At 69.3% G+C, this 13,677-nt stretch carries 13 protein-coding genes; 11 read left to right on the top strand and 2 right to left on the bottom strand.

Annotated features, from left to right (window positions below):
* Positions 1–45: 45 nt before the first annotated feature.
* Together QNO12_RS09215 and QNO12_RS09210 are read left to right on the top strand one after the other, a co-directional pair.
* A complete protein-coding gene (locus QNO12_RS09215) occupies positions 46–1,347 on the top strand; it encodes a M20/M25/M40 family metallo-hydrolase (protein ID WP_257502544.1) in 1,302 nt (433 codons plus the stop codon).
* 51 nt (positions 1,348–1,398) lie between these two features.
* Positions 1,399–2,223 (top strand): undecaprenyl-diphosphate phosphatase, encoded by an 825-nt coding sequence (locus tag QNO12_RS09210; RefSeq protein ID WP_257502639.1) that lies wholly within the window; start codon positions 1,399–1,401, stop codon positions 2,221–2,223.
* A 12-nt stretch (positions 2,224–2,235) separates the two neighbouring features.
* Here QNO12_RS09210 and QNO12_RS09205 read toward each other — a convergent pair whose 3' ends face one another.
* Positions 2,236–3,099, bottom strand: a complete 864-nt coding sequence (locus QNO12_RS09205) for a PAC2 family protein (protein ID WP_257502545.1) — start codon at positions 3,097–3,099, stop codon at positions 2,236–2,238.
* A 140-nt stretch (positions 3,100–3,239) separates the two neighbouring features.
* On the opposite strand from QNO12_RS09205, the gene QNO12_RS09200 reads away from it, so the two are divergent.
* The 9 genes from QNO12_RS09200 (at position 3,240) to lnt (ending at position 13,212) form a co-directional block, all read left to right on the top strand.
* The gene (locus tag QNO12_RS09200) at positions 3,240–3,941 is read left to right on the top strand and encodes an HAD family hydrolase (protein WP_257502546.1); all 702 of its coding nucleotides are present in this window, start codon (positions 3,240–3,242) and stop codon (positions 3,939–3,941) included.
* Complete coding sequence (locus QNO12_RS09195) at positions 3,938–4,933, top strand: tRNA (adenine-N1)-methyltransferase (protein WP_257502547.1); 996 nt, start codon at positions 3,938–3,940, stop codon at positions 4,931–4,933. The genes QNO12_RS09200 and QNO12_RS09195 overlap by 4 nt, the downstream gene beginning before the upstream one ends.
* 25 nt (positions 4,934–4,958) lie before the next feature.
* Positions 4,959–5,924, top strand: a complete 966-nt coding sequence (locus tag QNO12_RS09190; RefSeq protein WP_257502548.1) for an FKBP-type peptidyl-prolyl cis-trans isomerase — start codon at positions 4,959–4,961, stop codon at positions 5,922–5,924.
* Between the two features lie 33 nt (positions 5,925–5,957).
* Positions 5,958–6,953, top strand: coding sequence for a helix-turn-helix transcriptional regulator (locus tag QNO12_RS09185; protein WP_257502549.1), 996 nt, complete (start codon positions 5,958–5,960; stop codon positions 6,951–6,953).
* The gene (locus QNO12_RS09180) at positions 6,950–7,912 is read left to right on the top strand and encodes a helix-turn-helix transcriptional regulator (RefSeq protein WP_257502550.1); all 963 of its coding nucleotides are present in this window, start codon (positions 6,950–6,952) and stop codon (positions 7,910–7,912) included. The genes QNO12_RS09185 and QNO12_RS09180 overlap by 4 nt, the downstream gene beginning before the upstream one ends.
* Positions 7,913–7,992: 80 nt before the next feature.
* On the top strand, positions 7,993–8,247 hold the full coding sequence (tatA, locus tag QNO12_RS09175) for a twin-arginine translocase TatA/TatE family subunit (RefSeq protein WP_257502551.1): 255 nt from the start codon (positions 7,993–7,995) through the stop codon (positions 8,245–8,247).
* A 67-nt stretch (positions 8,248–8,314) separates the two neighbouring features.
* On the top strand, positions 8,315–9,076 hold the full coding sequence (gene tatC, locus QNO12_RS09170) for a twin-arginine translocase subunit TatC (protein ID WP_257502640.1): 762 nt from the start codon (positions 8,315–8,317) through the stop codon (positions 9,074–9,076).
* Positions 9,073–11,598 carry a DEAD/DEAH box helicase gene (locus QNO12_RS09165; RefSeq protein WP_257502552.1) on the top strand — a complete coding sequence of 842 codons (2,526 nt, stop codon included), beginning with the start codon at positions 9,073–9,075 and terminating at the stop codon, positions 11,596–11,598. Before tatC ends, QNO12_RS09165 begins: the two co-directional genes overlap by 4 nt.
* 24 nt (positions 11,599–11,622) lie before the next feature.
* Positions 11,623–13,212, top strand: coding sequence for an apolipoprotein N-acyltransferase (lnt, locus tag QNO12_RS09160; protein ID WP_257502553.1), 1,590 nt, complete (start codon positions 11,623–11,625; stop codon positions 13,210–13,212).
* 3 nt (positions 13,213–13,215) lie between these two features.
* On the opposite strand, the gene QNO12_RS09155 is transcribed toward lnt, so the two are convergent.
* Positions 13,216–13,593, bottom strand: a complete 378-nt coding sequence (locus QNO12_RS09155; RefSeq protein WP_257502554.1) for an RNA polymerase-binding protein RbpA — start codon at positions 13,591–13,593, stop codon at positions 13,216–13,218.
* Positions 13,594–13,677 lie beyond the last annotated feature (84 nt).

The raw sequence follows: 13,677 nt of genomic DNA, 5'->3' as shown, positions 1-13,677 counted from the left end.
TCCGTGTGCAGGGCCGGCCGGCGGCCAGCGGGTAGGTTAGTCCGCATGCCCAGCCCCGGTTCAGACCTCCCCGAGGTCGTGCGCATCGCCCGTGATCTGATCCGCTTCGACACGTCCAACTGGGGCGGCGGCAAGGCCGAGGGCGAGCGTGAGGCTGCCGAGTACGTCGGGGCGTACCTGGAGTCGCTGGGCCTGACCCCCGAGTACTACGAGCCCATCCCGCGCCGTACCAACGTGATGGCCCGCGTCCGGGGACGCAATCCGGACAAGCCCGCACTCGTGCTGCACGGGCACCTCGATGTCGTCCCGGCGATCGCCGAGGATTGGTCCGTGGATCCGTTTGCGGGCGAGATCCGCGATGGGATGCTGTGGGGCCGCGGGGCCGTGGACATGAAGGACATGGATGCGATGATCCTGACCTCGGTCGCGGAGATCCTCCGGGCCGGTGAGCGGCCCGAGCGCGACCTGATCCTGGTCTTCTTCGCGGACGAGGAGAACGGCGGGGTCGAGGGATCCCACCTGGTCGTGACCCAGCATCCGGAATGGTTCCACGGTGCGACCGAGGCCATCAGTGAGGTCGGCGGGTACTCCATCGCGGTCGGCGACCGGCGTGCTTACCTGCTGCAGGTCGGTGAGAAGGCGTTGATCTGGATCCGTCTGCGCGCCCGCGGCCGGGCCGGACACGGCAGCCGTGTCCACCCGGACAACGCCGTCACCCGCCTTGCGGAGGCGGTCGCGGCGCTCGGGCGCACCGAGTGGCCGGTCCAGCTGACCGCCACCAGCGAGCAGATGCTGGATGGGCTGAGGCAGCTCACCGGCGCCTCCGACCAGGATCCGGACAGCCTGGCGATGGCCACCGGGCCGGCTGAGGGATTCATCCGGTCCACGCTGCGGACGACGACGAACCCGACCGGGCTCACGGCCGGCTACAAGCACAACGTCATCCCCGACGTGGCCGAAGCGCTGATCGATGTGCGCACCCTCCCCGGGGGTGAAGAGGCCGCCCTGGCCGATATCAGGCGGATCGTGGGCGAGGACGTCGAGGTCGAGGTCGTGGTCCGCGACGTCGGGCTGGAGGTCCCGTTCGACGGTGCTCTGGTGCACGCGATGGTGGCGGCGCTCGGGCGCGCCGATCCGGGCGTGCCGGTGATCCCGTATCTGATGGGCGGCGGGACGGACAACAAAGCGCTGTCGATGCTGGGCATCGAAGGGTACGGCTTCGCGCCGCTGCGGCTGCCGGCCGATCTGGATTTCACCGGAATGTTCCACGGCGTGGACGAGCGCGTTCCGCTGGATGCGCTGATCTTCGGCCAGCGAGTGCTGACGGACCTGCTGCGCACGTACTGACCCGCACCTGACCTCACCGCAACGCTCCACTTGAGCACGAAAGGCGCGCCCATGCTTCTGGAGGCGATCATCCTCGGCCTGGTCCAGGGACTGACCGAGTTCCTGCCGATCTCATCGAGTGCGCACCTGCGCATCCTCGGCGAGTTCCTGCCCGGCGCACAGGACCCGGGGGCGGCGTTCACCGCGATCACGCAGATCGGCACGGAGGCGGCGGTCGTGCTGTTCTTCTGGCGTGACATCGTGCGGATCGTGACCCGGTGGTTCCAGGCGCTGCTGGGCAGGATTGCGCGCAACGATCCGGACGCGCGGATGGGCTGGCTCATCATCGTGGGCAGCATCCCGATCGTGGTGCTCGGTCTGCTCTTCCAGGATCAGATCGAGACCACCTTCCGCTCGCTCTGGCTGATCGCCGGGATGCTGATCTTCTTCGGCGTTCTGCTCGGGATCGCCGATCACGTGGGGGCGAAAAGGCGCCAGCTGAAGGACCTCACCGTCCCGCACGGCGTGATCTTCGGCTTCGCCCAGGCGCTGGCGCTGGTGCCCGGCGTCTCCCGCTCGGGCGGAACCATCACCGCCGGCCTGTTCCTGGGCTACGAGCGGGCCGCGGCCGCCCGTTACGCGTTCCTGCTGGCCATCCCGGCGGTCTTCGGCAGCGGGTTCTATCAGCTGTTCAAGAGCTGGGACGAGCCGGGGGTCTTCACCCTCGGCGAGACGGCGGTGGCGACGGTCGTCGCCTTCGCGGTGGCGCTCGGCGTGATCGCGTTCTTCATGCGCTGGATCTCCAAGCACAGCTTCCTGCCGTTCGTGCTCTACCGCGTCGCGCTGGGCTCGCTGCTGCTGGTGCTGCTCAGCGCCGGGGTCCTCCAGGCGTACTGAGGCAGACCCGCGCTAGCGGCGCGGGTCGTCGCGGCCGGGCTTGGCCGGCCCGTCGCCGCGGCGCCGCAGGTACTTCTCGAACTCCTGTGCGATCGCGTCGCCGGACGCCTCGGGGGAGTCCCAGGTGTCGCGGGTGCGCTCGAGCTGGCGGATGTACTCGGTCATCTCCTCGTCGTCTGCGGCGGCCGCGTCGATCGAGGCCTCCCAGGCGGCGGCGTCGGTCGCGAGGTCGCCGCGGGGCACCTGGGCCCCGGTGAGGTCCTCCAAGCGGTCCAGCAGCGCGAGGGTCGCCTTCGGCGAGGGCGTGTGCCCCGCGACGTAGTGCGGCACGCTGGCCCACAGGCTCGCGGCCGGAATACCCGCGGCATCGGCCGCATGCGAGAGCACGCTGAGAATTCCCACCGGCCCCTCGTACGTGCTGCGCTCCAGGTCGAGGCTGTTGCGGACGTGCTCGCTCTCGCTGCCGGCGAAGATCGAGATGGGCCTGGTGTGCGGCACGTCCGACATCATCGAGCCCAGCGCGACGAACCCGGTGATGTCCTCGCGCAGTGCGACGTCCACGAACTCGGTGGCGAACGCCTGCCAGGCCCGGGCGGGCTCCACGCCGGTCAGCAGCCACAGCTGGGTGCTCCGAGTCTGTTTGACCGGCTTGAGGATCGTCGCCTCCGGCCAGCGGATGACGCGGGTGCCGTCCGCGTCCATCGCGACCTGCGGGCGGGTGTACTGGTAGTCGAAGTACAGCTCCGGGTCGACGGAGAAGACCGGCTCGTATTCGCCGCTGTCGCGCAGGTGCGACACCGCGGCGGATGCTGCTTCGCCCGCGTCGTTCCACCCGTCGAAGGCGGCGACGAGCACCTTGCGTCCCAGTCCGTCCACACGACCTCCTTCCCCCGGCGATCCCGGGGTGCATCCAGGATAGGCTCCGCGGCCGGATGCCGGGCGGCCAACGCCTCGGCGTGCCCCCAGGTGGCCGGAGCGGGAACGGCCCGTCGTCGCCCCGCGACTACCATGGAGCAGTGAGCGATAGCACCTTGGCGGCGGTCCTGTGGGACATGGACGGGACGCTCGTGGACACCGAGCCCTACTGGATGGCGGCTGAGACGGTGCTCGTCGGCCAGTTCGGCGGCACATGGTCGCACGAGCAGGCGCTGCGGCTGGTCGGCCTGGGACTGGAGGATTCCGCGCGCATCTTCCAGGACGCGGGGGTGCAGATGGGCATCCACGCGATCGTCGACCATCTCACCGACGACGTCATGGGCCAGCTGGCCACGAAGGGCGTGCCGTTCCGCCCCGGTGCGCAGGAGCTGCTGGCCAGCCTCCGTGCGGCCGGCATCAGGACCGGGCTGGTCACGATGTCGTTGCGTCGCATGGCACAGACCGTCGTGGACCTGATGGACTCCCACGCCTTCGACGTGGTCATCGCCGGAGACGACTCCACCCGTCCCAAGCCCTTCCCCGACCCGTACCTCCAGGCCTGTGCCGCGCTCGGCGTCGACCCTCGCGACACCGTGGCGATCGAGGACTCGCCGAACGGACTGCGCTCCGCAGTGGCGTCCGGTGCCGCCGTGATCGGCGTGCCGCACATGGTCTCGATCACGGGCGCCGGCGCGCACGCGGTGTGGCCCACTCTTGCCGGGCGCACCGCCCAGGACGTCGCGCTGTTCCACGCCGGACACGTGCAATCCGCTTCCGAACACCGCCCAGGAGATGCACCATGACCGTCGACCGTCCGAGCGGCCCTTTCCGGATCGGCGACCGTGTGCAGCTGACCGGCCCCAAGGGCCGACTGCACACCGTGACCCTCCGCGAGGACGGCGAGCTGCACACCCACCACGGAGTGCTCCGGCACACCGCGCTGATCGGACAGCCGGACGGGTCCGTGGTCTCCAACAGCGCAGGACACGAGTACCTCGCGCTGCGCCCGCTGCTGCGGGACTTCGTGATGTCGATGCCGCGCGGCGCCGCCATCGTCTACCCCAAGGACGCCGCACAGATCATCGCCCAAGCGGATGTCTTCCCGGGCAGTGTCGTGGTCGAAGCCGGAGTGGGCTCGGGGGCGCTGTCGCTCTCGCTGCTGCGCGCGATCGGCGACGGCGGGCACCTGGTGTCGTTCGAACGTCGGTCCGAGTTCGCCGACGTCGCGCGCGCCAATGTCGAGACGTTCCTCGGACGGGTCCCGGCGAACTGGGACGTCGTCATCGGCGACCTCGTCGAGGAGCTGCCGAACGCGGTGGCCGCGGCATCCGTGGACCGTGTCGTGCTGGACATGCTGGCGCCCTGGGAATGCATCGACGTCGTGGCTGACGCGCTGACGCCGGGGGGAGTGGTGCTCTGCTACGTCGCGACGGCGACACAGCTGAGCCGCGTGGCGGAGTACATCCGGGCGACCGGGCTGTTCACCGAACCGGACGCCAACGAGACGATCGTGCGCGGCTGGCACGTCGAGGGCCTCGCCGTCCGCCCCGACCACCGGATGGTCGCGCACACCGGGTTCCTGATCTGGGCGCGCCGACTGGCACCCGGCGCGATCGCCCCGGAGCAGCGGCGCCGGGCATCGAAGTCCAGCTACGGCGATGAGGACGTGGAGCTGTGGACGCCTGGCGCGGTAGGGGACCGGGTGATCACGGACAAGAACCTCCGCAAGCGTGTGCGCGAGGCCGAACGCGCCGCCGACGGAGCGCGGCAGGCGGCATCCGGCGATCAGGACTGACCGAGTGCGCCCCTAGACTGTTCCGGTGCGCAAGATCTCCGCTTCCCTCGCGGTCCTCGGACTCCTCTCCGTCGGACTCGTCGGCTGTTCGCTGTTGCCGGGCGGGGACGCCTGCCCCCGGCCGACCGCCTCCGACTCGGCGGTGACCGACCTGATCACGGTGTCCGGTTCGACCGACGACGCGCCCGATGTCGACCTGTACCTTCCCTTCCACGCCTCGGCGGTGACGGTGCAGGACGAGGTCGTCGGAGAGGGCAATCGGATCACCACCGACTCCCAGCTGATCATGATCGACGTCAGCATCACCAGCGGAGCGACCGGCGAGCGGGTCGTCGAGACCGCGTACGACGGCGATCTGTCGCGTGTGTCCACGGTCTCGCAGTGGACCGAGGTCATCCCCGGCTTCGAGGATGCCCTGATCTGTGCGACCGAGGGCTCCCGGATCGTCGTCGCGCTCCCGCCGGGCAGCATTTCGGAGGCGACGGCCACCGGCCTGGAACTGGACCCCGAGGAGACCGCCGTCGCGGTGATCGACCTTCGCAAGGTGTATCTGGCCAAGGCGGACGGGGCGGACCAGTTCAACTTCAGCGCCGGGCTCCCCACGGTCGTGCGCGCTCCGGACGGCCGGCCTGGCGTGATCGTGCCGGACGCGGATCCGCCGGCCGACCTGGTCGTCCAGACGCTGAAGAAGGGGGACGGCGCCGTCGTCACCGGCGACGAGCCGGTGCGCGTGCACTACACCGGCCTGACCTGGGACGATCGCGCCGTCTTCGAGACGACCTGGGACGATTCGCCCCAATCGGTCACTCTGGACTCGATGATCCCCGGCTTCGCCGACGCCCTGCGCGGTCAGACCGTCGGCTCGCAGGTGCTCGTGGTCGTGCCGCCCGATCAGGGCTACGGCGATCGGGAGCAGGGAGCGATCCCGGCCGATTCCACCCTGATCTTCGTGGTGGACATTCTGGGGCTGGACCAGCCCGCCACACGCTGACGTCGCACCGGCCCGACGCTTAGGATAAGGCTCGTGCCCGCGAACGCTTCTACGAAGAATCCTCCTGAGGAGCGCCTCGTCAACCTCGTCGTCGCTCTTGTGGCGACCGAGCAGGGACTGACGAAGGACACCATCCTCACCTCCGTCTCCGGCTATCGGGAGCAGACCGAGGCCGGGGCGTCCAAAGACGCGCTCGAGAAGATGTTCGAGCGGGACAAGGAGGCCCTGCGCCGTCTCGGCGTTCCCATCGAGACGATCGGCGACTGGGCGGACCCCGACGATCTGCGCGAAGCCCGCTACCGCATCCCCACCGCCGAGTACGAGCTGCCCGAGGACATCGTGTTCACGCCGGCCGAGCTGGCGCTGCTGAACCTCGCCGGCGGCGTGTGGAGCGAAAGCTCGATGTCGGCGGACGCGCGCAGCGGGCTGCGGAAGATCCGCGCGCTCGGAATCGCGGTGGACGAGCCGATCATCGGCTACTCGCCGCGCATCAGCCTCCGCGAGCCGTCGTTCGCAGTCCTGCAGCAGGCGATCGAGCAATCACGCGTGGTGACGTTCGGGTACCTCAAGCCGGGCGAGTCCGCACCGCGCACTCGCCGCGTGCAGCCGCTGGCACTGGTGGACTACGAGGCGCGCTGGCATGTGTTCGGAGTCGACCTGGACGTCGGCGCGGACCGCACCTTCCTGCTCCGGCGCATCGTCGAGGATGTCGTCATCACCCGCGACACGTTCGACCCGGCGCTGCGGGAGGGGGCGGGGGAGCGCGCCCTTGCCGGCTTGAACGAGGTGGCCGCGCGCAGTCGCGCCCTCCTCGAGGTGAATCCCGGCACGGAGGCGGCGCTCCGGCTCAGCCGCAGGTCGCTTCCGGCGGATCAGGGGATCCTCGTGCCGTTCGTCGACATCCACGTGTTCGCGGACGAACTGGCCTCCTACGGACCCGAGGTCAGGGTCGTGCAGCCGGCTGAGCTGCGCGACCAGGTCCTCCGGCGGCTCGAAGCCACGCGCGCGATCCACGGAGGAGCAGCATGACCACCCGCAAGCCGCTGATCGCCACCGACCGGGCAGCGCTCATGCTGCAGCTGGTGCCGTACCTGATCGGCAAGGGCGAGGTCTCGATCGCCGAAGCGGCGGATGAGTTCGACGTGACCCCCGCTCAGATGCGGGCGATGGTGGAGACCCTGACCGTGATCGGGCTTCCCGGTGACGGCGGGTACTGGCAGATGGCGAACGACCTGTTCGACATCGACTGGGACCTCCTCGACGAGCGCGACATCATCGTCATCACCAACTCGGTCGGTCTGGAGCGCGCACCCAAGCTCACCGCCCGTGAGGCGGCGGCGCTGCTGACCGGTCTGCAGCTGGCGCGCGCCATTCCCGGCGTCGGGGACACCGAGCTGTTCGCTGGCCTGCTCGCCAAGCTGGCGCGCGGCGCGTCCAGCACTCCGGCCGACGTGATCCTTGCTCCTGCCCCCGTGGACGCGGTGCGCGATTCGGTCGCCGAGGCGTTGCAGCGCGGCGTGGCGGTCTCATTCACCTACAAGGCGCCGGATGCCGCACCCACCCCGCGCACGGTCGACCCGGTGAAGGTGCTCATCGCCACGGGGGAGTGGTATCTGCAGGGATGGTGCCACCTGCGACAGGCGATGCGCACGTTCCATCTGGACCGCGTCAGCGAGCTGGAGCTGACCGACATCCCGATCGAGCACGCCGCCGACCCGGTCCCGGGCTGGTTCGAAACCGGCACCGGCGAGATCGTCGCGCGCATCCGCTTTCCTGAGTCCGTGGCGCCGCTGCTCGGCGAGTACCTCGATCGGGCGGCCCTCGAGACCGTGGCCGGTGTCACGACGGCCACCATGCACATCGCCGACGAGCACAGTCTGCGCCGGCTCGCAGCGCGTCGTGCCGGAGCTGTCGAGATCCTGGAGCCGGAGTCCGCGCGCCGCGCGGCCGCGGCGTGGGCCGAAGCGGGCCTCGTGCAGTACCGTTGAGATGCCTCGTACTATCCCGCGACCGCGGCTCCGTCGCGCACTGCGGGATAGAATGAAGCGACGAACCGGAAGGACTCGACATGTTGCAAGGTCTCACAGGATGGCACTTCCTGATTATCCTCGCCGTCATCCTCCTGCTGTTCGGTGCCGCGAAGCTGCCCGCACTGGCCAAGAGCATGGGCCAGTCGGCTCGGGTGTTCAAGGGCGAGATGAAGGCCATGAAGGACGACGACCCGGCCGTTGGCAAGACGGAGTCGCTCGCCAGCCCCGCAAGCGAAGGGTCGGTCACGCAGACCACCGCTGACGCGAGCAGGGCTGCTGATAACAAGCCCTGACCTGCGCGTGGCCACCGCAGGACCGTCGCGCATCGCCGACTCCGGCGAACCCCGGCGTGAGAAGCGCATGTCGCTCGGACAGCACCTCGTCGAGCTCCGCAAACGGATCATCCTGGCGGCGCTGGCCCTGATCGTGGGCATGGTCGTCGCATTCTTCATCACGGATGCCGTGATCTATCTGATCACCGTTCCCATCCGCGAGATCGCTGAGACCGCGGGTGAAAGCGCGAAGGTGGAGTTGATGTTCAGCACCGTCACGTCCGCGTTCGATCTGCGTCTGCGCATCTCGTTCGCGATCGGGCTGCTCATCTCGGCGCCGGTGTGGCTGTGGCAGCTCTGGGCGTTCATCATGCCCGGGCTGACGCGCAAGGAGATCAGGTACACGATCGGCTTCGTCGCGGCCGCGGTCCCGCTGTTCTTCGCCGGATGCTACGTCGGTCTGCTGGTGATGCCGCACATCGTCGAGCTGATGGCCTCGTTCGTGCCCGACGGCGGCGCCTCGTTCTTCGACGCGTCGTACTACTACGACTTCGTGTTCAAACTGCTCATCGTCGTCGGCGTCTCCTTCGTCCTGCCGGTGTTCCTGGTCGCGCTCAACCTGGCCGGCGTGATGACCGGGCGCGCGATCCTGAAGGGCTGGCGCGTTGCGGTGCTGGTGGCCGTCGTCTTCGCCGCGATCGCCACTCCCGCCGCCGACGTGGTGAGCATGCTGCTGCTCGCAGGGATGCTGGTCGTGCTCTTCTTCGCCGCCGCAGCCGTCTCGATGCTGTTCGACCGGCGACGCACCAAGCGAGAGGCGAGCTTGCTGCCGCCCGAGGCCCTCGCGTGACGGAGCTGAGCCCCGCAGAGCGTTACGCACGCGCGGCCAAGGACCGTGACCACCCGATCACCGCGGAGTTCTCCGCCTCGCAGCGCTTCGAGCTGGACCCCTTTCAGATCGCCGGATGCCAGGCGCTGGAGGACGGCCGCAGCGTCCTGGTGGCGGCGCCGACCGGAGCAGGCAAGACGATCGTGGGGGAATTCGCGATCCACCTGGCGATGCGCGAGCCGGCCGTCGGCGGATTCGGGGACAAGGCGTTCTACACGACCCCGATCAAAGCGCTCTCCAATCAGAAGTTCCGCGAGCTGCAGGAGGTGTACGGCGCCGACGAGGTCGGACTGCTCACCGGCGACACCAACATCAACGGCAACGCCCGGATCGTGGTGATGACGACCGAAGTGCTGCGCAACATGCTGTATGCCGACTCCGGCGCGCTGCGGGGCCTGCGGTACGTCGTCATGGACGAGGTCCATTACCTCGCCGACCGGTTCCGCGGCGCCGTGTGGGAGGAGATCATCATCCACCTGCCCCCGGCCGTACGGCTCATCTCGCTCAGCGCGACGGTGTCCAACGCCGAGGAGTTCGGCGACTGGCTGGACACCGTGCGCGGGGACACCGAGGTGATCGTCTCCGAGATCCGGCCGGTGCCGCTGGAGCAGCACGTGCTGGTCCGCGGCGACCTGCTCCCACTCTTCGACGACCGCGCCGGGATCGCCACCGCGCAGGTGAACCAGGAGCTGATGCGCATCCGCTCGTTCAAGGGCCCGACGTTCGAGAACAATCGCCGCGCGTCCTCGATGCGCAGCGGCTCGGCCCAGAACAGCGGTCGGTACGAAGGCGGCGGCCGTCACCAGGGGGGCCGGCGCCCGGCCAAAGGCGGTCAGCGGCCCGTGCGCGCGGCCAACGTGCAGCGCATGGAACGGATCGACCGCCCCGATGTGGTCAAGCTCCTGCAGCGGGCGAACCTGCTGCCCGCCATCTTCTTCATCTTCAGCCGCGTCGGTTGCGACGCGGCGGTCCAGCAGGTGCGCCGGTCCGGCCTGCGACTGACCAGTCCGGAGGAGCGCGGCCAGATCCGTGCGATCGTGGAGGAGCGCACCCGTGCTCTTCTGGATGAGGACCTTGCCGTCCTGGGCTACTGGGAGTGGCTGGACAACCTGGAGCGCGGGATCGCCTCGCACCACGCCGGCCTGCTGCCGGCGTTCAAGGAGGTCGTCGAGGACCTGTTCCGTCGCAAGCTGGTCAAGGTGGTGTTCGCCACCGAGACCCTCGCGCTGGGCATCAACATGCCGGCCCGGACGGTCGTGCTGGAAAAGCTCGAGAAGTTCAACGGCGAAGCGCGCGTCGCGATCACATCGGGGGAGTACACACAGCTCACTGGCCGCGCGGGACGCCGCGGAATCGACGTGGAAGGCCACGCGGTCATCCAGTGGACCGAGGGCCTGGATCCCCAGCAGGTCGCTGCGCTGGCATCGCGACGCACGTACCCGCTCAACTCCAGCTTCCGCCCGACCTACAACATGGCCGTCAACCTGATCGACCAGTTCGGACGGGCACGGGCGCGCGAGATCCTGGAATCGTCTTTCGCGCAGTTCCAGGCGGACCGCGCGGTCGTCGGCCTCGCCCGCAAGGTGCGGGAGTCGGAGGAGACGCTGGCCGGCTACCAGAAGGCCATGACCTGCGATCGGGGCGACTTCACCGAGTACTCCGGCATCCGCAGGCAGCTGAGCGATCTGGAGGGGCTGAACCGCAAGGACGCCAACGCGTCACGCGCCGCGCGTGAAGCGCGTCAGCGCGAGATCGGGGACCTGCGCCGCCGCATGCAGCGCCACCCCTGTCATCAGTGCCCGGACCGGGAGCATCACGCGCGCTGGGCGGAGCGGTACTGGAAGCTCATGCGGTCGGTGGAGAAGATGCGGCAGCAGATCGACACCCGCACGGGCACGGTCGCGCGCATCTTCGACCGCGTGGTCGATGTGCTGACGGAGCTGGACTATGTGGAGGTGACCGGCGACGGCACGACGGTGCTGACTCCGGCGGGCAGCACCATGCGACGCATCTACGGCGAGCGCGACCTGCTGATCGCCGAATCGCTGCGCACCGGCATCTGGCGGGGCCTGGATGCCGCATCCCTGGCCACGCTGGCGTGCTGCCTGGTCTACGAGCCCCGCCGAGACGAATCCGGCCCCGGCGAGCGGGGACTGCCGCGCGGCGCGTTCCGCACCGCGCTGGCCGCGACGCAGGAGCTCTGGCAGCGCTTGGAAGACCTGGAACAGGACCATCACCTCCCCGGCACGGAGACCGTCGCGACCGGGCTCGCCGAGGCGATGTACTCGTGGGCCCGCGGGATGCCGCTTGATCGGGTGCTGATCGAGGCGGACATGGCCGCGGGGGACTTCGTGCGGTGGGCGAAGCAGACCATCGACCTGCTGGACCAGTTCTCCCTGGTCGCCGACGCCCCGCTGGCCACGACTGCGCGCAAAGCACTGGATGCCGTGCGCCGTGGCATCGTCGCATACAGCTCCGTCTGAGCCGTGCCCGTTTAGGGTTGTCTCGTGCAACTCGCCGCTGCCCCGCGCCCGCTGCTGCCCCTCTGGGCGGCGATCGCGACGTCGGTCGTGGGCGGATTGCTCCTGACCCTCGCCTTCCCGGCTCTGGCCTGGTGGCCCATGGCCTTCCCCGCTGTGGCGCTGGCGCTGCTGGGCATGATCGGGCGCAAAGTCTGGGCGTCGGCGCTGGTCGGCTTCGCCTTCGGCGCCGCGTTCTTCCTGGTCAACCTGCTCTTCACGATGCGCTACCTGGGCCCGGTGCCGTGGCTCGCCCTCGCGATGCTGGAGGCGGTGATCACCGCCGCCGGTGCCATCCCGATCACGCTGGCATACCGGTGGCTGCCCCGCGTGCTGCCCGGTCCGGCCGGACGTCTCATCGCGCTGCCGATGCTGGTGGCAGGGCTGTGGACCCTGCGCGAGCAGATCGTCGGGTCGTGGCCCTACGGCGGATTCCCCTGGGGCAGGATCGGGATCACGCAGGCCGGCAGCCCGCTGGCGCACCTCGCCTCCTGGGTGGGCGTGTCGGGGCTCAGCTTCGTGATGGTGCTGCTGTGCGCGGCCGCCATCGAATACGTGCGGGTGGGACGCTTCCGCAGCCCTGCGACGGTCCTTCCCACCGCGATCGTCGCCCTGCTGCTGATGCTCGTCCCGCAGTTCCCGACCGCGGCGGCAGGAACGCTGCGCGTGGGGGCGGTGCAGGGCAACGGACCCACCGGGTACTTCGACCAGCGCGCTCCCGGGGCTGTGCTTCGCGCGCAACTGCAAGCCACGGCTCCGCTCTTCGGAGAGGAGATGGACGTGCTGCTCTGGCCGGAGGGCGGGGTGGATTCCGATCCCATCACCAACCCGGAGACCGCAGACGTCCTGGATGCGCTTTCCGATCGCATCGACGCACCGCTGATCGTCGCGGCGGTGACCGCACGCGATGGCGAGTACTTCAACACGTCGATGCTGTGGCGGCCAGACGAAGGCGCCGTGCAGATCTACGACAAGCGGCATCCCGTGCCGTTCGGCGAGTACGTGCCGGACCGGGCGTTCTTCGAGCCGTTCGCACCCGACCTGATCGGACTCATCCAGCGCGAGTACACGCCCGGCACCGCGGCACCGTTCTTCGACCTGTCCGGCGTGGGTGTGGGGCTCGCGATCTGCTTCGACGTAATCTACGACGACGTGATCTGGGACGGCGCGCAGGCAGGCGCGGAGGTCTACATGTTCCAGACCAACAACGCCGATTTCCGCGGCACCGACGAGAACCTCCAGCAGCTGGCGTTCGCCCGCATGCGCGCCATTGAGACCGGCAGATCCGTGGTCAACCTCTCCACCGTGGGGACCAGCCAGGTGATCGCCCCTGACGGGGCGACCATCGACGGGCTCGCGGCCGATGAGGCCGGCCACATGCTCACGAAGGTCCCCCTGCGGACCGGTCTGACCCCCGCAGTGGTCGCGGGGGAGGCCATCAAGACCGTGATCGGCTGGGGGAGCCTGCTCGCGCTGATCGTCGCCGGCGTCCTCACGCGCCGGCCCGCACTCCGCCGCGGCAGAGCGGCCGGGGACGCGAAAACGCCGGCCCCCGCAGGGACCGGCGTTCCGGGTTGACGATCAGGCGCTGAGCTTGGTGGCGTCTTCGCCGGATCCGCGCCGGGCGCGGACGAAGGCGAGGCGCTCCTCGAGCAGCTCCTCAAGTTCAGGAATGCTGCGACGCTCCAGCAGCATGTCCCAGTGAGTGCGCGGGACCTTGTCCTCGCTGTGGTCGACGGTCGCGGTGCCCTCGCCGATGCGAAGCAGGGCCTCAGCGCCGCAGATGCGGCATTCCCAGGCCTCGGGGACCTCCGCGTCGACCGCGAAGGTCAGGGTGGTGTCACGTTTGCATGACGTGCACTGGTAAACGTGTTGTGCGCGTTCATGGAACACGACGCCCTCTTCGCTCTGTAAGCTCTGGGCGCCGAGTCGTATGCCGCGCAAGCTGCGGTCTGCCATTTTGTGGTCCTCTCGTCGCTGTATAGGTATAGCGCTGTGACCTGAGCGGATCATCCGAACCGCGCCCCTCCCAGCGTCATTCAC

The sequence above is a fragment of the Microbacterium sp. zg-B185 genome, from assembly GCF_030246885.1.
Taxonomy (GTDB): domain Bacteria; phylum Actinomycetota; class Actinomycetes; order Actinomycetales; family Microbacteriaceae; genus Microbacterium.
This window is presented reverse-complemented; position numbering and strand designations above follow the sequence as displayed.